This is a genomic window from Burkholderia sp. AU32262, assembly GCF_020419985.1.
GTDB classification, from domain to species: Bacteria; Pseudomonadota; Gammaproteobacteria; order Burkholderiales; family Burkholderiaceae; genus Burkholderia; species Burkholderia semiarida.
Map to the genome: position 1 here is coordinate 176,160 of NZ_JAIZRS010000009.1, position 19,872 is coordinate 196,031.

Annotated in this window: 19 protein-coding genes; 6 read left to right on the plus strand and 13 right to left on the minus strand. The window is 66.3% G+C overall.

Features of this window, described 5'->3' with window-relative positions; genetic code table 11:
• Nucleotides 1-18: 18 nt before the first annotated feature.
• The gene (locus tag LGN10_RS13660) at nucleotides 19-1,659 is read right to left on the minus strand and encodes an acetolactate synthase large subunit (protein WP_059639075.1); all 1,641 of its coding nucleotides are present in this window, start codon (nucleotides 1,657-1,659) and stop codon (nucleotides 19-21) included.
• A 399-nt stretch (nucleotides 1,660-2,058) separates the two neighbouring features.
• On the opposite strand from LGN10_RS13660, the gene LGN10_RS13665 reads away from it, so the two are divergent.
• Nucleotides 2,059-2,376, plus strand: coding sequence for a type II toxin-antitoxin system RelE/ParE family toxin (locus LGN10_RS13665; protein ID WP_060163117.1), 318 nt, complete (start codon nucleotides 2,059-2,061; stop codon nucleotides 2,374-2,376).
• Between the two features lie 3 nt (nucleotides 2,377-2,379).
• Nucleotides 2,380-2,679, plus strand: a complete 300-nt coding sequence (locus tag LGN10_RS13670) for an addiction module antidote protein (RefSeq protein ID WP_059573746.1) — start codon at nucleotides 2,380-2,382, stop codon at nucleotides 2,677-2,679.
• 48 nt (nucleotides 2,680-2,727) lie between these two features.
• On the opposite strand, the gene LGN10_RS13675 is transcribed toward LGN10_RS13670, so the two are convergent.
• The 5 genes from LGN10_RS13675 to andAc form a co-directional block, all read right to left on the minus strand.
• Nucleotides 2,728-4,014 (minus strand): DUF445 domain-containing protein, encoded by a 1,287-nt coding sequence (locus LGN10_RS13675; RefSeq protein ID WP_089465445.1) that lies wholly within the window; start codon nucleotides 4,012-4,014, stop codon nucleotides 2,728-2,730.
• A gap of 107 nt (nucleotides 4,015-4,121) precedes the next feature.
• Complete coding sequence (gene andAa, locus LGN10_RS13680) at nucleotides 4,122-5,342, minus strand: anthranilate 1,2-dioxygenase system ferredoxin--NAD(+) reductase (protein ID WP_226223853.1); 1,221 nt, start codon at nucleotides 5,340-5,342, stop codon at nucleotides 4,122-4,124.
• The gene (gene andAb, locus LGN10_RS13685) at nucleotides 5,332-5,658 is read right to left on the minus strand and encodes an anthranilate 1,2-dioxygenase ferredoxin subunit AndAb (protein WP_039344765.1); all 327 of its coding nucleotides are present in this window, start codon (nucleotides 5,656-5,658) and stop codon (nucleotides 5,332-5,334) included. The genes andAa and andAb overlap by 11 nt, the downstream gene beginning before the upstream one ends.
• 26 nt (nucleotides 5,659-5,684) lie before the next feature.
• The gene (gene andAd / locus LGN10_RS13690; protein WP_006479528.1) at nucleotides 5,685-6,161 is read right to left on the minus strand and encodes an anthranilate 1,2-dioxygenase small subunit AndAd; all 477 of its coding nucleotides are present in this window, start codon (nucleotides 6,159-6,161) and stop codon (nucleotides 5,685-5,687) included.
• 14 nt (nucleotides 6,162-6,175) lie between these two features.
• A complete protein-coding gene (gene andAc / locus LGN10_RS13695) occupies nucleotides 6,176-7,447 on the minus strand; it encodes an anthranilate 1,2-dioxygenase large subunit AndAc (protein WP_034174903.1) in 1,272 nt (423 codons plus the stop codon).
• 213 nt (nucleotides 7,448-7,660) lie between these two features.
• On the opposite strand from andAc, the gene andR reads away from it, so the two are divergent.
• Complete coding sequence (gene andR, locus LGN10_RS13700) at nucleotides 7,661-8,623, plus strand: anthranilate 1,2-dioxygenase regulatory protein AndR (RefSeq protein WP_059573743.1); 963 nt, start codon at nucleotides 7,661-7,663, stop codon at nucleotides 8,621-8,623.
• Between the two features lie 252 nt (nucleotides 8,624-8,875).
• Here andR and LGN10_RS13705 read toward each other — a convergent pair whose 3' ends face one another.
• The 3 genes from LGN10_RS13705 to LGN10_RS13715 form a co-directional block, all read right to left on the minus strand.
• Nucleotides 8,876-9,172 carry a hypothetical protein gene (locus tag LGN10_RS13705; RefSeq protein ID WP_226223855.1) on the minus strand — a complete coding sequence of 99 codons (297 nt, stop codon included), beginning with the start codon at nucleotides 9,170-9,172 and terminating at the stop codon, nucleotides 8,876-8,878.
• Between the two features lie 118 nt (nucleotides 9,173-9,290).
• Nucleotides 9,291-10,964, minus strand: coding sequence for a methyl-accepting chemotaxis protein (locus tag LGN10_RS13710; RefSeq protein ID WP_226223857.1), 1,674 nt, complete (start codon nucleotides 10,962-10,964; stop codon nucleotides 9,291-9,293).
• Between the two features lie 350 nt (nucleotides 10,965-11,314).
• Nucleotides 11,315-12,205 carry a LysR family transcriptional regulator gene (locus LGN10_RS13715; RefSeq protein ID WP_059573741.1) on the minus strand — a complete coding sequence of 297 codons (891 nt, stop codon included), beginning with the start codon at nucleotides 12,203-12,205 and terminating at the stop codon, nucleotides 11,315-11,317.
• Between the two features lie 91 nt (nucleotides 12,206-12,296).
• On the opposite strand from LGN10_RS13715, the gene LGN10_RS13720 reads away from it, so the two are divergent.
• From LGN10_RS13720 to catC, 3 genes are read left to right on the plus strand one after another with little or no spacing between them, the layout of a single operon-like run.
• Nucleotides 12,297-13,430: a muconate/chloromuconate family cycloisomerase gene (locus LGN10_RS13720; protein WP_226223859.1), complete on the plus strand. Its 1,134-nt coding sequence runs from the start codon at nucleotides 12,297-12,299 to the stop codon at nucleotides 13,428-13,430.
• Between the two features lie 31 nt (nucleotides 13,431-13,461).
• A complete protein-coding gene (gene catA / locus LGN10_RS13725) occupies nucleotides 13,462-14,364 on the plus strand; it encodes a catechol 1,2-dioxygenase (RefSeq protein WP_060311418.1) in 903 nt (300 codons plus the stop codon).
• 43 nt (nucleotides 14,365-14,407) lie between these two features.
• On the plus strand, nucleotides 14,408-14,698 hold the full coding sequence (catC, locus tag LGN10_RS13730) for a muconolactone Delta-isomerase (protein WP_059573738.1): 291 nt from the start codon (nucleotides 14,408-14,410) through the stop codon (nucleotides 14,696-14,698).
• 106 nt (nucleotides 14,699-14,804) lie between these two features.
• Here catC and tssJ read toward each other — a convergent pair whose 3' ends face one another.
• From tssJ to tssA, 4 genes are all read right to left on the minus strand, one after another.
• On the minus strand, nucleotides 14,805-15,323 hold the full coding sequence (gene tssJ, locus LGN10_RS13735; protein ID WP_226223865.1) for a type VI secretion system lipoprotein TssJ: 519 nt from the start codon (nucleotides 15,321-15,323) through the stop codon (nucleotides 14,805-14,807).
• Nucleotides 15,324-15,336: 13 nt separating this feature from the next.
• Nucleotides 15,337-16,392, minus strand: coding sequence for a type VI secretion system baseplate subunit TssG (gene tssG, locus LGN10_RS13740; protein WP_226223947.1), 1,056 nt, complete (start codon nucleotides 16,390-16,392; stop codon nucleotides 15,337-15,339).
• 65 nt (nucleotides 16,393-16,457) lie between these two features.
• Complete coding sequence (gene tssF / locus LGN10_RS13745; RefSeq protein WP_226223867.1) at nucleotides 16,458-18,272, minus strand: type VI secretion system baseplate subunit TssF; 1,815 nt, start codon at nucleotides 18,270-18,272, stop codon at nucleotides 16,458-16,460.
• A 10-nt stretch (nucleotides 18,273-18,282) separates the two neighbouring features.
• On the minus strand, nucleotides 18,283-19,866 hold the full coding sequence (tssA, locus tag LGN10_RS13750; RefSeq protein ID WP_226223869.1) for a type VI secretion system protein TssA: 1,584 nt from the start codon (nucleotides 19,864-19,866) through the stop codon (nucleotides 18,283-18,285).
• Nucleotides 19,867-19,872 lie beyond the last annotated feature (6 nt).

Below are 19,872 nucleotides of genomic sequence, written 5' to 3' on the forward strand. Positions count from 1 at the left end.
TTCCTGTGAACGGGGCATTCAGAGTTGCGCCGACAGGCGCTTGATCTCGCGGTTCAGCACGCGCTCGTTGTCCGAGTAGTCGATCGGCACGTCGATCACGTGCACGCCCGGCGACGCGAAGCATTCGCGCAGCAGCGGCTCGAGATCGTCGGCCGACTCGACGCGATGCCCGTGCGCACCGTAGCTTTGCGCGTACGACACGAAATCGGGGTTCTGCAGCGTCATCGCGAAATCGGGAAAGTTCATGTTCTCCTGCTTCCAGCGGATCATCCCGAACGCGTCATCGCGCAGGATCATCACGACGATGTCGAGCTTCAGCCGCACGGCCGTTTCGAGTTCCTGCGAATTCATCATGAAGCCGCCGTCGCCGCACACGGCGATCACCTTGCGCTGCGGATGCACGATCTTCGTCGCGATCGCCGACGGCAGGCCCGCGCCCATCGACGCGAGCGCGTTGTCGAGCAGCAGCGAGTTCGGCTCGTGCGCACGCCAGTAGCGCGCGAACCAGATCTTGTACATCCCGTTGTCGAGACAGACGATGCCGTCCACCGGCAACGCGTTGTACAGGTCGTTCACGATCCGCACCGGGTACATCGGGAAGCGCGGATCGTGCTGGCCCTTTTCCAGATGCGCGTCGAAATGCGACTTGATCATCCTGAAGCGCTCGAAATCCCAGTGCGATTGCGGCGTCAGCGCCTCCTTCATCTGCCACACCGCATTCGCGATGTCGCCGACCACCTCGATCTGCGGGAAATAGACGGGGTCGACCTGCGCGCCGAGGAAGTTCACGTGGATCACGGTCTTGTCGTCGGTGCGCATGAAGAACGGCGGCTTCTCGATCACGTCGTGGCCGACGTTGATGATGCAGTCCGCATGCTCGATCGCGCGATGCACGAAGTCGCCGTCGGACAGCGTCGCGTTGCCGAGCCACAGCGGGTGCGTCTCGTCGATCACGCCCTTGCCCATCTGCGTCGTGAAGAACGGAATGCCCGTCTTGTCGACGAATTCGAGCAGCATCTTGCAGGTGGTCTTGCGGTTGCCGCCCGCGCCGATCATCAACAGCGGATGACGCGCGGCCTGGATCGCGTCGACCGCATGCGCGACCGCCTTCTCCTCGGCCACCGGCCGCCGGCTGTAGCTGCGCGGGATCGGCTTGCCGTCGCCCTCCTCGTGCGCGATGTCCTCGGGCAGTTCGAGGTGCGCGGCGCCCGGACGCTCTTCCTCCGCGCGGCGAAACGCCTCGCGCACGGCCGACGGGATGTTGCCGATCGACACGATCTGCCGCGTGAACTTCGTGAGCGGCTGCATCATGTCGACCACGTCGACGATCTGGAAGTGGCCCTGCTTGCTGGACTTGATCGGCTTCTGCCCGGTGATCATCAGCATCGGCATCCCGCCGAGCTGCGCATACGCGGCGGCCGTCACGAAGTTCGTCGCACCCGGCCCGAGCGTCGCGAGACACACGCCGGTGCGGCCCGTGAGGCGGCCGTAGGTGGCGGCCATGAACCCGGCCGCCTGCTCGTGCCGGGTCAGCACGAGCTTGATCTTCGATCGCCGCAGCGATTCGAGCAGATCGAGGTTTTCTTCGCCTGGAATGCCGAACACGTACTCGACGCCTTCGGCTTCCAGCGCCTTCACGAACAGATCCGATGCTTTCATGGGACTCTCGGTTATGCCGCCTGCCCGGCCTACGGACACGCGGCGTTCAGGACGCGCGCCGGCCTACGGCACGCGGACGCCTTACCTGCTGGACACAAACCACGGCACTGCTCGCCGCGCGGCACGCGATGCCGGAGCGTGATGCGCGATGCGCGGCGGCGCCTCCGGATGATGGAGGACGAACGGATCCGCCCGCGCGCGGCAGCTCGCGCGAACGGCAAAGACGTTTTCGATTGTAGACGGATTCCTGAAATTCCGGCTTCGACCGGATGGCCGGCTCCGCCAGCGGAAAGATCGGTCTGACGGCCAGTCAACACCCGCCGACGCGCCGGCCGGGCTGTAATGGCAACGATGTTCCATTCAACAGACATGTGAACCATGGTTGACACACTGCAATTCATGCCCTACAGTCCTCCTGCATTCAGCATCCGGACCACCGACGTCTTCGACGCCTGGTTTGCCGGCCTGCCCGATCGCATCGCCAGGCGCCGCATCCAGGCGCGCATCGACCGCCTGTCGATGGGCAATCCGGGCGACTGGAAATCCGCCGGCTCGCCCGTCGTCGAAATGCGCATCGATCATGGGCCCGGCTATCGCGTCTACTACGCGAGGCGCGGGACGATCTGGGTGATCCTGCTCTGCGGCGGCGATAAATCGACGCAACAGGCCGACATACGCGCCGCGCACGCAATGCTCGCGCACCTCGACATGGAGTGATCGATGGACAAGATCAAGACGCGGCCGTGGGATTCGGCCGAACACCTGAAAACCGAAGACGACATGGCCGACTACTTCGACGCCTGCCTGCAGGAGGCCGGCGACGATCCGGCCTTCATCGCGCACGCGCTCGGCGTGATCGCCCGCGCGCGCGGCATGTCGCAGGTCGCGCGCGATGCGGGCCTGTCGCGCGAAGGGCTGTACAAGGCGCTGTCGCACGACGGCAATCCGAGCTTCGGCACGATCCTGAAAGTCATCAAGGCGCTCGGCCTGCAATTGCACGGCGCCAAGGCGTCCGCGTGATCCGGCGGCGCGCGGCGTCGCGTCATGCGCGCAACGCCCGTGCCCGCGTCAGTGCAGCCAGCCGGCCGCCCAGCGCGGCGCCAGCGACACCAGATACAACCCGAGTCCGATCAGCCCGCCGACCAGCGTGCCGTTGATGCGGATGTACTGCAGATCCTTGCCGATGTTCAGTTCGATCTGTCGCGACATCTCGCGCGCATCCCAGTTGCGCACCGTGTCGCGAATGTGACGCATCAGGAAATCGGCAAAATCGGGCGCCATCTCGTGCACGGCCTTCTCGATATGCTCGTTCAGCGACGCGCGCAGCGCCGGGCTCTCGGCGAGCCGCGCGCCGAGCCAGCCGCCGAGCGTCGCGGCCTGCCGGTGCAGCGCAGAATCGGCGCGCGCGAGATCGGCCTTCAGCCAGGCCCGCAACTGGCCCCACAAGTCGCGCACATAGTCGTTGAACGCGTCGCCGTCGCGGATGTAGCGTTTGATCTCGTCGCCCTTCGCGATGAATGCGGGGTCGTGCTTCAGCCGCTCGGTCAACCGCACGACCGTCCGGTCGAAGCGTTGCCGCAGTTCATGCTCCGGGTCGGCCGCCACGCCTTCCAGCACGCGGCTCACCGCACTCGCGAGCATCCGCGCGCCGTTCTCGCCGAACCACTGCGTCGGCATGATCTTCTCGACCTTCGGGTATTGCGTCTTCAGCCATTCGACGATGAAGCCCGCGATCACCTCGCGGTTCTCTTCCTTGCCGAGCACGTCCACCACCTGTTCGATCGCGTCGTCGAGCAGCGCCTGGTGGCGGCCGTCCTTCGTCAGCGTGTCGAGGATCGCACCGGCCGATTGCGACAGGTCGACCCGGTCGATCACCGCGCGGAATGCATCGTGGACGAACGACTGGATCCGCGCGTCGTCGGTCATGTCGAGCGCGAAGCTCATCAGCTTCGTCACGTAGCCGCCGAGCGCGTCGGTGTTCGCCGGCTCGCCGAGCCACGCGCCGAGCATCCGCGCCGGGTCGTGCTGGCGGATCTGCGCGGCGAGCGCGTCGGGGCCGAGGAATTTCTCGCGCACGAACACCGCGAGGTTGTCGGCGATCTTGTCCTTGTTCTTCGGGATGATCTCGGTGTGGCGCGACACGAACGGGATCGGCACGCGGCGGAACAGCGCGACGACCGCGAACCAGTCGGCGAGCGCGCCGACCATCGCGGCTTCGGCGACGGCCTTGAAACCGTCGACCCACGGGCCGCGCGGCAGCAGGATGGTCGTGACGAACACCGCGACGGCCGCCAGCAGCAGCCACAGCGCACGGCGCTTGCTTCGTTTCAGTTCGAGGGCTTTGTCTGGCGTCATGGAGGACGGGCGGATCGGCGATGTCGTTAATATCCCCGATTTCGCCGCAGCCGACAAACCCGCGGTCGGCGTCGCACACACGGCGCATGCGCGCCGCGAGTGCCCCGCTACATGAACGCCTTCAGGCTGACCGCCGGATCGGCCAGCTTCACCGGATCGGGCGCCGCGCCTGCCGCGATCAGCCGGCGCGACGCGCCGATGTCGCGCCCGAGGTTCGCCGCGGCCACCGCGACGATCCTGCCGTCGTCGCCGAGCCCGAACACCGTGAACGGCCCGCTCGCCGGATCGCCGCGCACGACGATCGTGCGTTCGCCGCCGAACAGCCCGAGCATCTGCAGGTTGCAGTCGTACTGATCGGACCACAGCCACGGCAGCTCGGCATAGCGCTCGTCGGCGCCGAGCAGGTTCGCGGCCGCGACGGCCGGCTGGTTCTCGGCCACCTGCCACGATTCGATCCGCACATGCCGCCCGAGCAGCGGATTGAAGTGCATCGTCACCTCGCCCGCCGCGAAGATCGCCGCATCGGCCGTGCGGCAGCCCGCATCGACGCGTATCCCGTTGTCGACGTCGAGCCCGGCCGCCTGTGCGAGCTCGACGTTGGGCACCACGCCGATGCCGACCACGACGATATCGGCCGGCACGTCGCCGCGATCGGTTTCGACGATCGCGCCGCCGCCCGGCGCGCGACGGATCGCGCGCGGCAGCGTCGCCAACCGGAAGCTCACGCCGCGCGCATCGTGCAGCCGATGCGCGAACGCACCGACCACTTCCGGCAACGCGCGCTGCAGCAACCGGGGCGCCGGATCGATCACCGTCACGTCGCAGCCGAGCTGGCGCGCCGCCGCCGCGACCTCGAGGCCGATGAAGCCGCCGCCGAGCACCGCCACGCGACGCCCCGCAGCAAGTTGCGCACGCAACGAACGTGCATCGCCAACGGTACGCACGTAATGCGGCACGACGCCCGCGTCGACCGGACCACCGAACGCACGCACCCGCGAACCCGTCGCGAGCACGAGTCGCGCATACGGCAGCGTCGTCCCGTCGTCGAGGCGCACGCGCCGTGCATCGCGCTCGATCGCCTCGACGCGCGTGCCGAGCCGCAGCGCGATGCGCTGCGCGTCGTACCACGCCGCATCCCGGATGAACGCGCGCTGTTCGCCGCCATCGCTCAGCAGCGCGTCCTTCGACAGCGCCGGCCGGTCGTACGGCAGCTCGCGCTCCGCGCCGATCATCACGATGCGCGCCGCCGCATCGCGTGCGCGCAGGGCTTCGGCCGTGCGCCGCGCCGCGTGGCCGGCGCCGACGATCACGACCGGATCAGCCGACATTGACTTCCACCTGCCCGTCGACGATCCGGATCGGATAGGTCCGCACCGGCTCGGTGATCGGTGCGCATTTCGGCGCGCCCGTGCGAATGTCGATCAGCCCCTGGTGCAGCGGGCATTCGACGCAGCCGTCCTCCACATAGCCTTCGGACAAGCGCGCGTGACCATGCGAACAGAGGTCGTGCATCGCGAACAGTTCGTCGCCGATCCGGAACACGGCGATCGGCTTCTGGCCGGCGACGCGCGCCGCCGGTTCGTCTTCGGAGAATTCGTCGAAAGCGCCGAGCGGATGCCACTCGGCCAGCGTTGCTTCGGTCATGTCGTTTCCTTGCTTCGTCGGAGCGGTCAGATCGGCGTCGCGAGCAGCGTCTGCACGCGCGACGTGTCGTAGATCACGCGCTTGGTCTTGTAGCGCAAGCCGTCGGGCGTGCGGACCACCGTGTCGTAGTACTTGCCGGCCTGGTACACGTTCGATTCGCCGTTGCTGCGCGTCTGCACGACCACGTAGTTGCTCTCGGTATCGAATTCGCCGTCGCGTTCGGCGACGATCGTCAGGCCCGACGTCATGTGCCGGTACGTATGCTCCTCGTAGATGTTCGCGTGCCGCAGCGACACCACGCGGTCGCGCAGCATCCGCTGGTTCGTGCAGTGGACGATCCCGACCGGCAGCCCGAGATCGGCGTTCTCCTTCGGCACGATTTCGTACGTGCAGTCCTCGGTGAACATTTCCGGCCAATGTTCGAGCCGGTCGTTGTCGAGGTGCCCGATGTAGCGGTTCTGGAGCATGTAAATCTCGAACCACGTCTTCATGTCTTCCGTCATTTCTTGCTCCCGCCTCAATAGCCCATCAGCTTCTGATAGCCGACCCAGAACTTGCGGATCAGGCTCTCGGTGATCACCGTGTCCTGCTGGTCCGGATTGCCGCGCGACATCTCGATCACCGACGTCGCGTCGGCATCGCGCACCGTGCCGCGCTGCACGAGCTCGGTCGCCTCCGTGTCTTCCATCGAGATATAGCCGGCCGGCCCGACCAGGTTCGCCTGCTTGATGCGCAGCGCGCGCAGCTCGGGCGTGTCGTCCGCATAGCCGAAGAAGTGGAAGATCAGCTCGAAGTTGTCCGGCCCCTTCGGCAAGATCTGCCTCGCGACCAGCGTGTTGTGGATCTGCTGGATCACGAGCTGCGGGAAGATCGGCTGGATATGGTTCGTGCAGTCCTCGTCGTATTCCGACACGAGATCGAGGATCGACTCGTCTTCCAGATGGAAGCCCTCGTCGAACGAACGGATGTTCTGCTGCTTGTACGCGGCCGACGTATCGTCGCCCGTCTTCGTCACCGTGATGATGCTGTGCAGCCCGTGGTTCGCATCGGGAATCGAGCGCGCCTTCATCCCGACGCGGAAGATGTTGAAGGTCGTATGGAACAGGTGCAGCATGCTCGCGTGATACGGGTCCTTCACGTTCTCCATGTACAGCTTCCAGTTCGACTTCGAATACTGGCGCGTGCAGCCGAGATACTCGATCGGCTTGTGGAAGATCCGGTCGATCCACGGGCGCATCTGCTCGCCGAGATAGTCGGGCAGCGGCGCGACCTCGTCGCTGAAGGTCGCGAACACGAGCCCGCGATAGCTGTCGACGCGCAGCTTGCGCAGCCCGTGCTGCTTCGGATCGAAATCGGCCGGCATCCCGGTCATTCCCTTCTGGCCGCGCCGGAACGGCACGCCGAGCAGGTTGCCCTGGTTGTCGAAGCTCCACTGGTGATAGACGCACGTGTGCGAACTCGCGTTGCCGCGCGACTTGCGGCACACCTGCGCGCCGCGGTGCGCGCAGCGGTTCACCCATGCGGACAGCGCGCCGTCCTCGGTGCGCGTGACGACCACCGGCGTGTCGCCGACGAACGTGCTCTTGAAGTCGCCGGCGTTCGGGATCTCCGCTTCGAGCGCGACGAAATTCCACGTCGGCCCGCGGAAGATGCGTTCCTGCTCGCGATCGTAGACCGCCCGCGAGCTGAACACCTTGTACGGCACGCGCGAGCCGTCGTCGTGCGGGAAAGTCACGTCGGATGCGTCGCCGCGTGCGGCGAAAACGACGGGCGATTCTGTCTGCTCCATGTCGGACTCCTTGTCGATCCGTTGCGTTGAATGCATGGAGCCGATTTTTGAAAAGCTAATATTCGGCGTCTATCCGGAAAGTGCGATTGCGGCGGCGCAATATCCACTTTCGGCGGATTTCTGCGCTAGCATGACGGCACACGCGGCTGGCGCACGATCGCGCCCCCGTTCGCCGGATCGAAGCGCGTGCCGTCCATACCAAGGCTGAAGCCCATGTCCCCAACGTCGTTCGAGCCGCTCGCGCTGCGCGCGCACCGGCTGTTCGAATCCCGCGATCTCGACGAGACGCGCGAGCGGATCTCGCGCGTGATGCAGCCGCACGCGCTGCTGCCGAACGGCCGCGTGCACGGGGCGTCGCACATGGATTTCGTCAGGCTGGGCGGGCTCGGGATCGGCACGATCGCGTTCGGCGACGCGATGCGCGTGCAGGTCGACGCAGTCGACGGCTATTACCTGCTGATGTTCTGCCTGTCCGGGCACGCGGAAGTCCATGCGATGGGGCGTCGGCTCGGCGTCGACGGCCAGACCGGCGTGCTGTGCGCGCCCGGCGAGCGCTTCGACGCGGTGCTGTCGGCCGATTGCGAACAATTCGTGCTGCGCATCGACGCGGCGACCGTCGGCTCGCTGACCGGCGACCCGCGCGCGACGCTCGATCCCGTGCTGCACGTCAGCGACGCCGCGCTCGCCGCGTGGCGCCAGCAGTTGATGCTCGTCGCGCGCTCGCCCGAGCTGCTCGAACGCGCGAACGCGAACCCGCGGGTCGCGTCGCAGCTCGAGCATCTGCTGATCGACCTGCTGATCGAAGGCCATCCGCCGTCGTCCGTGCCGCACGCATCGCACCGCGACCCGGCGCCGGGCTTCGTGCGGCGCGCGCAGGAGTTCGTCGATGCGCATTACGCGCAGCCGCTGCAGCTCGCCGATATCGTCCAGGCCGCCAACGTGCCCGAACGGACGCTGCGCGACGCGTTCCTGCAATTCCGCGGCATGAGCCCGATGCAATACCTGCGCGCGACGCGGCTCGCGCACGCGCGCGAACTGCTGCGCGGCGCGGCATCCAACCGGCGGATCGCCGATATCGCGCTCGACTGCGGGTTTACCCATCTCGGGCGGTTCGCGATCGCGTATCGGGAAAAGTTCGGCGAATCGCCGTCGGAGACGCTCGACGGGCTGCGCTGAGCGCACGTCCGCGCGCTTTCGGGCGGACGCGCCCGCGGCAGCACGGGCGGTTGCCTGTTGCATGGCACGCGCGCACGGCGACAAGCGGGCCGACGATCATTGCGGTACCGCGCGGCGCCGACCGCTTCGGTGGCTGCGGCCGTCTCCGGCACCGGTTGCTGCGATGGCGCGCGCAGCGCGAGCGGCGTCAACGGCGTCAACGGCGTCAGCGGTTAGTGCCGCTGGTGCCCATGCCTGGGCCGTTTGCGCCGGTCATGCCGGTTGCGCTGTGTCGGCAGCGCCCGCGGGCGGCAATCGCGAGCCATCCAGTCGCGACGACGCGCAGGCCAGCGCGCGTTCCACCTGTTCGAACATCGCCCGCGTGGCCGGGCTATGCGGGCACGCGCGCAGCAGCAATTCCAGCCATTTCAGCCGCCGCGCCAGCATCGGCACGACCATCGTGCGCACGATCAGCCGCTGATCCGCGTCGGACGGATCGAAACGCGCGCACGTGTCGACGAGCGCGTCGAGCGTCAGTACTGCCTGAGTCGGGTTCGTCATGAGCGTCATGAACAGATCCACCGCCCGCATCGCCGCGGACGGATCGTGAAAGTGAACGGCGAACGCGCGCGCCGGCGTGTCTGGCGCACCGGCAAGCACGTCGCCACAAGCGCGGACCGCGTGGCGTTCAAAACGCGTGCCACTCGGCGGCCCCACCCGCTGCCGCTACCGGCACGCTCGGCGGCCGCGCCGCCGCCGGAGGCTGCACCCGCGCCGCAGGCGCAACCGCCGGCGCGGCGGGCTCGTCCGGGGAGGCCTCCGCCAGCCGGAACGCCGACATCGCCGCCTGCAAATGGCCGGCCTGCTCCTCGAGCGAATGCGACGCCGCGGCCGCCTGCTCGACGAGCGCCGCATTCTGCTGCGTCACGCCCTCCATCTGCCCGATCGCCACGTTGACCTGCTCGATTCCCCGGCTCTGCTCCCGCGACGCGGCCGCGATTTCGGCGACGATGTCGGACACCTGCTTGATCGCCTGCTTCACCTGCCCCATCGTCGCGCCGACGTCCGCGGCCTGCTGCGCGCTGTCATGGATCATCGACACCGACGCGCCGATCAGTTCCTTGATCTCCTTCGCGGCGCTCGCGGAGCGTTGCGCGAGGTTGCGCACTTCGCTCGCGACCACCGCGAAACCACGCCCCTGTTCGCCCGCGCGCGCCGCTTCCACCGCAGCATTGAGCGCGAGAATGTTGGTCTGGAACGCGATTCCCTCGATGACGCCCGTGATGTCGGACACCTGGCTGGAGCGATCGCTGATCTGCTCGATCGTCGCGACCATGTGCTGCACGGCGTCGTGGCCGGCGTCCGCGATGTCCGTCGCGCGGGTCGCGAGCGTGTTCGCCTGCTGCGCGTTGTCGGCGTTCTGCTTCACGGTCTCCGTCAGTTGCGTCATGCTCGATGCGGTTTCCTCGAGCGACGCGGCCTGCTCCTCCGTGCGAGCCGACAGATCCGCGTTGCCGCTCGCGATCTGGTGCGAAGCGATCGCGACCGACTCCGCGCTGCGCTTGATGCCGCGCACCGTCGTGCCGAGCTGCCGGTCCATCGTCTCCAGCGCGCCGAGCAACTGGCCGAATTCGTCGTGCGAGTCGATGTCGATCCGGTTGTCCAGCCGGCCGCCCGCGATTTCGTCGGCCACGCGCACGGCCTTGCCGAGCGGCGTCGAGATATGCCGCAGCAGATGCGCCGACGCCCACACCGCGACCAGCAGGCCGACACCGATCAGGCCGATCGCGATCCACAGAATGTTGCGGAAGGTCGACTCGCTGTCGTCGACGAACGATTTCGCCTGCTCGACGTTCAGCGCGATGTCGTCCTCGAGCGCCTGCCTGAGCAGGTTCGCGGTCGGCGACAGCCGCTCGATCACCGCCTTGGCCGCGTCGGGATCGCCGCCGTTCATCACCGCGGCCACGTCGTTCACCCCGGCCCGGAACTGCGGCAGCACGCTGCGGATGCGCTCGGCGATGATGCGTTCCTTGTCGCTCGTGATCGATTCCCCGTAATAACGGCCCCAGATCGTATCGAGGCGGCTTTGTTGCGTGCGAATGTCGTCGACCGCGCTGCGCATGAGCACGGGGTCATGCTCGGCCTGCAGCCGGCGCATTTGCAACCGTATGTTGAACGCGAGCGCACTGATTTCCGTCAATTCGACGATCGGCACCGTATTGCCCGTATAGGCGCGATGGAGATTCGAATTCAGTCTGGACAAGCCGAATACACCGAACGTGCCAATTGCGACCATCAACGCGACGCACACCGCAAGGGTGGCAAAAATCCTGAACTTTATGCTTTTCGCAAATCGACTCACCTCGTTCCCCTCCGGTTTTCCAGGTCGGCAATGAATGAAAAGTGCCGCTTCATGACCCTGGTTTACGGGGAGAAAATCAGATTATTTATGATTCGATATTGCAATAATTAAAACCGCACACAGTAAGAATCAATATGCGACGCCACCCATTATCTCATTATTACGTTTATTTTTTTTTAATACATTAAATTGGGCGCAGCCTGAGAGACGCTTGTTTCGCCGGCCGGTTATCTCATTAATAGGGAGGCCGGCGCCCGGTCGACGGCACGAAGCCGCGGCGACAAGCCCAATTCCCCCTCGGAGGAGCGCGTCAAAATAGGCCGTTAGTTGCGATTCGTGCTCGAGTCACGTCACGTCACCGGCACGAACATCTGCCGTGCAATCGCACAGAACGCCGCCGTGGCCGCGCTCTCACCGTGCAGCCGGCGGCTCATGATGATCGGTGACGTCGCGGCCGGCTCTGGCAGCCGCCGGTAAACCACCCCCTTCACGCGCACGCCCTCCACGCTTTCCGGCACCAGCGACACGCCCACCTGCGCGGCTACGAGCCCAAGCGCCGTCTGCAACTCGCGCACCTCGTGCACGGCCGCCGGCACGACCGCGCCGTCGCGCAGCGCCGACAACTGCTGATCGGCGAAGCTCGGCCGCGGCGTGCTCGGATAGACGATCATCGTCTCGTCCGCGAGATCCGCGAGCGTCAGCGGGCGTGCCGGATCGGCGAGCCGATGCCCGAGCGGCAGCGCCGCGATCAGCTTTTCCTCGATCAGCGCCTCGCGCACCAGTTGGTCGTCGTCGAAGCGCAAGCGGCCGAACCCCACGTCGATCCGCCCGCCCTTCAGCGCGCCGAGCTGTTCGAGCGTGAACATTTCGATCAGCGACAGCTCGACGTCCGGCTGCGCCTCGCGAAACGCGCGGATCACGTCCGGCAGCGCGCCGTACAGCGTCGACGGCACGAAACCGATCACGATCCGCTCCGACAGTTGCGCGAGCCGCCGCGTCAGCGGCCCCAATTCGTCGGCCTGGTCGACCAGACGTTTCGCCTGCGCATGGAACACGCGCCCGGCATCGGTCAGTTTCAACGGCCGCGCGCCGCGCTCGAACAGCGGCAGCCCGATCTCCTCCTCGATCGCCTGGAGCTGGCGGCTCAGCGGCGGCTGCGTCATGTGCAGCCGCTCCGCGGCCCGCGTGATGTTCATTTCCTCGGCGACGGCGATGAAGTAACGGAGCTGACGCAATTCCATTTCATGCCTCAAAGGTATGGAAGTAGTCGGAAAGAGTGTTGGACGACGCGGGGCGGGAATTCCTACCATGTGCACCAACAGGAGGAATCGCATGATAGCAACTGCCGCCACCATCGAACGCATCGAGACGCTGCTGGTCGACGTGCCGACGATCCGGCCCCACAAGTTGTCGGTCGCGACGATGAATTGCCAGACCCTCGTGCTCGTCCGCGTTCGATGCACGGACGGTATCGAAGGCGTCGGCGAGGCGACGACCATCGGCGGCCTCGCCTATGGCGAGGAGAGCCCCGAAAGCATCAAGGTCAACATCGATACCTACTTCGCGCCGCTGTTGCGGGGCATGGACGCGACGCGCCCGGGCGCCGCGATGGCGCGTGCGCGCAAGCTGTTCCAGGGCAACCGCTTCGCGAAATGCGCGCTCGAGACCGCGCTGTTCGACGCGCAGGCGCGGCGCCTGGGCGTGCCGCTGTCCGAGCTGTTCGGCGGGCGCCGGACCGATGCGGTCGATGTCGCGTGGACGCTCGCGAGCGGCGATACCCAACGTGACATCGCGGAAGCCGAAGCGATGCTCGACGCACGCCGCCATCGCGCGTTCAAGCTGAAGATCGGCTCGAACGCGGTCGCCGACGACGTGGCGCACGTCGTCGCGATCAAGCGCGCGCTCGGCGAGCGCGGCGACGTGCGCGTCGACGTGAACCAGGCCTGGAGCGAAACCGATGCGATCTGGGCCGGCGCGCGGCTCGCCGACGCCGGCGTGAGCCTCGTCGAGCAGCCGATCGCCGCGATCAAGCGCGCGGGGCTGAAACGCCTCACGCAGCTCGCGCAGGTGCCGATCATGGCCGACGAGGCGCTGCACGGTCCCGTCGATGCGTTCGCGCTCGCGCAGGATCGCGCGGCCGACGTGTTCGCGGTGAAGATCGCGCAATCGGGCGGCCTGCAGGGCGCGGCGAGCGTCGCGTCGATCGCGGCGGCCGCCGGCATCGAACTGTATGGCGGCACGATGCTCGAAGGCGCGGCCGGCACGATGGCGTCCGCGCAACTGTTCAGCACGTTCGACTCGCTGAAATGGGGCACCGAACTGTTCGGCCCGCTGCTGCTCACCGAGGAGATTCTCGTCGAGCCGCTGCGCTACCAGGATTTCAAGCTGCATCTGCCGGCCGCGCCCGGCCTCGGCATCACCTTCGACTGGGCCCGCATCGAACGGATGCGACGCGGCGCCCGCTGACCCCACACGACAACCGAAACCGGAGACACAGATGAACAAGCAAGCCATCGACGCCCTGCTGAAGACCTTCGACGACGCGGCCGAGAAGCCCGGCAACCCGCGCGTGCGCGCGATCGTCAACCGGATCGTGAAGGACATCTGCTACACGATCGAGGACTTCGACGTGCAGCCGAGCGAATTCTGGACGGCGCTCAACTTCCTGAACGAAGCCGGCCGCGAATTCGGGCTGATCGCCGCGGGCCTTGGCCTCGAGCGCTTCCTCGACGTGCGGATGGACGAAGCCGAGGAAAAGGCCGGCATCCAGGGCGGCACGCCGCGCACGATCGAAGGCCCGCTGTATGTCGCCGGCGCGCCGGAATCGGTCGGCCACGCGCGCCTCGACGACGGCACCGATCCGGGCCAGACGCTGATCATGCGCGGCCAGGTGCTCGGCGAGCATGGCGCACCGCTCGCGAACGCGCTGGTCGAGGTGTGGCATGCGAACCATCTGGGCAATTACTCGTACTTCGACCCGTCGCAGCCCGCGTTCAACCTGCGCCGCTCGATCCGCACCGATGCCGAAGGCCGCTACAGCTTCCGCAGCGTGCTGCCGGTCGGCTACAGCGTGCCCCCGGGCAGCAAGACCGAGCAACTGCTCGACCAGCTCGGCCGCCACGGCCATCGTCCGGCGCACATTCACTTCTTCGTTTCCGCGGACGGTTATCGTAAGCTGACGACGCAGATCAACATCGATGGCGATCCGCATCTGTGGGACGACTTCGCGTTCGCGACGCGCGACGGGCTGATCCCGCCGGTCAGGCAGGCCGAGGGCGCGGAAGGCAAGCCGTACGGCGTCGACGGGCAGTTCGCGCTGATCGACTTCGACTTCTCGCTGGTCAAGGAAAAGCAGGACGTGCCGGGCAGCGAAGTCGAGCGGGCCCGCGCGCAGGCGTGAGCGCCCTTCCCGTTCGACGAATCGACAACGCAAGGAGTGCAGGATGCTGTTTCATGTGGAAATGACCGTTCGCCTGCCGGCGGACATGGACCCGGTCAAGGCGGCCACGCTGAAGGCCGAGGAAAAGGCGATGTGCCAGCGGCTGATGAACGAAGGCGTCTGGCGCCATCTGTGGCGCATCGCAGGGCAGTATGCGAACGTCAGCATTTTCGACGTCGAGAGCGTGCAGCAACTGCACGACGTGCTGAGCCAGTTGCCGCTGTTTCCGTACATGGAGATGGACGTGCGGGCGCTGTGCCGGCATCCGTCTTCGGTACGGGACGACGATCGGTGATGCCCTTGCGGCCCATCATCGCCGGGCAACCGGCGCATGGGCCGCATTTTCAGTTCAAGTCGCCTGCGTCAGCGCGGTCTCTTTCTCGCCCCCGACAGCAGTGCGATCACTTCGATCTATCCCCCGCCATCTGCAATCCGGTCGACGTCAAACCGACGCGTAGCGGCTTGTCCGGATCGAGCTTCCTTTTCTCGATGACGCGCTTCCAGCCGCCGGCTGCGTCCGGGACGCGATACAACGCGACGATCGCCACATACTCCGTCTCGCGTTGCATCGGTTGAGACAAGCTCGACGAAGCTCCGGGGTTCACGACGGCCGACATATCGGCCTGCAGATCCTGAGCAAGCACCGTCCGGTCGTTCTTCAACAGATCGTCGTACGATGCTCCGTCGAACATCTTGCGGTCCTTCAACTGGTAGACGCGAACGGCCACCGACGTCGGCCGCCCTGCGTCGTCGGGGTTCAGTTCGGCACGGGCGACCAGATCGACGTCAAGCACCTTCACCTGCTTGAAAAACACGGCGCGATACGCATTCGACGACGCGTCCGACACGGACTGCCAGGCACCGCAACCTGACAGCAGCAAGACGGCGACAGCGATGGCACCACTCATTCGATAGAACATGGGAACTCCGGAATCAGATCGTGCGCGGCACGAGATGCGGGTTGGGTTGCGGTACGGGAAACGCCTCGTACACGCCAAGCGCGATGCCGATCATGCGTTCATCGACCGACGGCAGCACCGTCGTCCAGCCGAGACGCGGCGCCGGGCCGGCATGTTCGACGCCGACGGTCGGATGCGGAACGAACCTTGACGACACTTCCATCCGCAAATGCACATCGGCCTTGACGCCGACATACAGCTGGATGAATGCCATCACCTCTCGATGCAGCCACGCACCGGGCAACAGGTCCTGAGCCTGCCGTTCGTCGACCGGCCGCAATGTCACGCGCACCGCGCGGCTGCGATACGCGAGACGCCTGCCGAGCACGTAACCGCCGCCGAGCCCGCCGCGCTTCCCGTCCGACAGCGCGTCCGCATCCGGCTTCGCCGACGTCAACGGCTTTGGCCGACCGCTACTCGTCGTCACGGCCCAGAATTCGTCCACCCGAACATCGGCTCCCGGCGCGGCGAGCGCCACCACGCCGGCCAGCCCTTCCGACGTGCGTGTCCGCTGGATCAACAGCCCCAGCAGGGCAAGCATCCGGGAATCCGGCAAACCCGCACGCAAGGGCTTGTCGCCCCATCCGAATCCGGCGAGACATAACAGGCTGCGCGAATAATCGTCGACTCCGCCGGCCTGGAAACGCTCCGGATAACGATATTTCTTCCATGCGCGATACAGCAGCGTCGCCATCCGGTGGTTGAACGGATCGAGAAACGCCTCGACCGCCTCATGCCCTTCCTCTCGCAGTACGATCTCGTCGATCATGTGCGACGGCATCGCCGCATCGACGCCGTAAAGCCCCATGAACGTCGTGCGCACGGTCGGCGGTGCCTCGGGGTGCTCGTCGTCGAATTCGACCGCGGCCATCTCGCCCGCCGGAAACCCCAACCGCGGACGCGGCCGGAACCGCACCGGCTCGTGCTCCGGCGTATCGCGCGTACCGAACCCGGCGCGTTCGGGCGCACACGCCTCCAGCAGCCGACAGAACTGCATGAACGTCATCTTCGGCGCTCGCTGGAACAGCATCCCGACAACCGTCGGCACCCCCTTCGACGCGGCAGCTTCGGCCACCGTCCGATCGATCGAAGCCGTCATAGCGGCACCCGCCGAGCCTTGCTGCGCGGCCACTCCGTCCGCGACCGGGACGGCAGGCTGACGATCGCCAGCTTCGTGAACAGATTGATCTCCGCATACGCGCCGAAGAACCGATGCAGCAGTTCGCCGAACAGCATCACGTCGCCTTCGCCGGAGAACGCGTGCGAATCGAGCGTGATCTCGATCAGCACACCGCGCTCCACCGCGCCGCCCGATACTTCTTCCAGCATGTCCTGCGATACATGCAGGATGCCGGCGAGCCGCCGCCGATTCAGCTCCTCGTTCGTCCAGTCGTACAGCGCCAACGCGCCGCGCAATACCTCCGCGTTCATCATCGACAGGAAATTCGGCGCGAGATGCGACAGCACGCGCCACTGGAAGCGGTCTTCGGTCGGCGGATACAGCGGCAACGTCGGCGCGACGAGATTGCGCACACCCCCGACGTTCGGCGTGCTGGCCGCCAGCTCGTCGAGGCTCGCCTCGCGCAGCCCCTTGCGCGGCAGCAGCCCGTTCGTCCCCGTCACGCGCAGCGACAGGCTTTCCTCGGGCAGCGTGTCCATCGACTCCCACGCGTGCCCGCCGAGGATCACCCACATTTCGTGCAACCCCGATACGCCCGAACGCACGCGCGTGTGGAAATAGCGCTCCGGCGCCTCGTGCCGCAGCATGCCGCCGCGGTGCCGGAACGTCGCGAACGGCACGTATTCGTATCGCTCGGCCGTATCGTGATCGAACGTCGCGACTGCATCGACCGAATACGTCTCGACATGCTCGCCCTGATGGCCGGCCGGCACCACGCGATATTCGGTTTCGTGATGATCGATCTCGATCGGCTCGGCATCGAGTTCGAACAGGTTGATCACCGGCGAGCAGAACAGCCGCACGTTTTCCGCGTTGAAGCGCTGGTCCGACGGATACGCGTCCTTGAGGACTATCTCCAGCTCGAAGCGGGTCGATGTTTCCGGAAGCGTGGAGATGTCCAGCCCGCACAGATCGACGAACAGAAACTTCTCGCGGAACGTGAAGTATTCGAGCAGCAGTTGATATCCGGAGAATGCCGCATCGGCTTTGGGCCACAGCCGTTCTTCCGTCGAAAAGCCGGCCGGCTCGATCGTGATGCCCGGCAGCGGCACGGCTTCTCCGTCGCGTATTTCCGGAACGCGCCAGTGAATCGCATCGACCTGGCGCGTCAACGCAAGATGCATCGCAAATGCGGTCGGCAGATCGGCGTTCAGGTGCAGCCGCAGCCGCGACAGATCCGTCTCCTTGCGCAGCGCCGAGCCGTGCAACGCGAAGCCCAGGCGGATCACCGAACGGCCGTCGTGACGCACGGCCGGCCCGGCATGCGTGAGCGACACGGGCTGCAACGCGACGGCCTGCGTCGTACGGTACAGACATTGCACCGTGCGCGGCGCCACGCCGCCGGCGCCGTCAGGAGAAGGCACGTTGATCGGCGCGGAACGCACCGGCACGCCGGCCGGCACGACGATCGTTTTCTGAAGCGTCTCCGCGAACGGGGTCAGCTCGACGATCGATAGCGACGGAATCATCCGCAGATAGTGCGGCCACAACAGGCTGACGAGCCCTTCGGTCAGCTCGGGCAATTCATCGTCGAGTTTCTGCCGTAGCCGGCCCGTCAGGAATGCGAAACCTTCGAAAAGGCGTTCGACGTACGGATCACGATCGCCGACGCGGTCGAGATTGAGCAGGCGCGCCCGATCGGGGTGCGCCTTCGCGAATTCCTTGCCGGATTCGCGCAAGTACCGCATTTCCGCTTCGTAGTAGCGCAGGATGGGATCGTCGTTGTCCATGAAAAATCCATTACGAAAGAGTCAATGCGCGCGCGGGGTCGAGGACCATGAGTTCCGCATGCAGTTCGCCGATCCGGCGCGCGAGCGCCGGCTTGTCGGCATCCTTGCGGCTGCTCATCGCCTTCAGTGCCTTGACCAGTTGTTGCTTGACCTCGAACGTCAGCGCGGGCTCCCAGCGCATCAGCGGCAGCGAGCGGGATGTTGCGTCGAGTTCGACCAGGAGCGCGAGCGCTGCATCGTGACGGCCGGCGTGGTCGGCCAACCGGGCCATCACGAGCCGCTGCAAGTAGCGATGTCGATCGGTTTTCATGCCCGGGAGCGCGTCGAGCCATGCGAAGGCCGTTTCGATGCCTTCGCGCGCGGCCAGTTCACGGGCCTGGGCTTCGATCTCCGGCCAGTCGCCGGTTGAGTCGCTTTCGCTATCCGCGGAGACGGGCAGTGGCGCAACCGCCTCGCCCGCTTCCAGGTCGCGCACGACCGCGTGCCGGGCAATCCATTCGAGTGTCGTATCGTCGGCGAACGGCGTGCCGTCGCTGAACGCGAGCCGCTCGATGCCCGGCAACCGTTCGAGGAACAGCGCGAAGTCGGCGCGCAGCACTGCTCGCCACGCGCTGTACGGCGTACCGACGTGATCGAGCGCCACATGCTGGAAGTACTGCAGATCGAACCACAGGTGATTCACGCCCTCCATGAACGCGCCTTCGACCCGCTCCAGCAACTCGTGCCAGTGCTTTTGCAGCACAAGGCGTTTCATCTGCTGGCGCAACTCGGCGCGGGGTGGCGCCAGCCGCGTATGCGACGCGGCATCCGACGGCGGCACGTCGTGCAACGTGTCCCATCGGATGTTTCGCACGACGCGCACCGACGGCAAGTAGCCGTTTTCCTGATCCCGAAGCCACGCCGACATTGCACGTGCCTGATCGAGCAGATCGCGCGTCGACGCGATCGAGCCGATTGACGTCTTGCCCGGAGCAGTTGCTGACGGCACTGCCATGCCGGAATCGGCGCTGTGTGCCGGTGCTTCCTTTTTATCGAAGCGCGACACGAGCGGCTGCAAATTCGGACGGGCGGCGTCGGGCCACGCCTGCGTGCACGTCACGAGCACGCCGAGTGCTGCAAGCGCACGCTCGAGATCGGCCGGCGCGAAATCGCCGTGGCGATCCAGCGCGTCGATCACGCGCGCGGTGGCGAGCATTTCCAGCGCGGCTTTCTTCGCTTCGTGGCGGGCGGGCAACAGCGCCTCGCCGAACCGGTCGACAAGCGCCGCGGCCAGTTCGAGCCCGTCGGCGAAACCGGCCGGGCCGTCCTGCCGCAGGCGCGCGAACGCGTAGTAGCCGGCCACGCGCAAATCCTTGCCGGTTTCCTTCAGCAGGTGTTCGCATGCGCGGGCGATCAACCCGTCGTCGATTCCCGACAGCTTGCCGGCTTCGTCCTTCATTTCGAAGAACGCTTCTTCGTAGCCGGGATCGCGCCCGCACGCATGCTCGCCCGGTATCGGTGCGATCCATGCGGCCCAGGTATCCGTCCGCGCCCGCTGGAGCGAATCGACGCGCGGTCCGCCTACAAGGGTCTTCACAAAATTGGCTAGCGTCATCGCTGG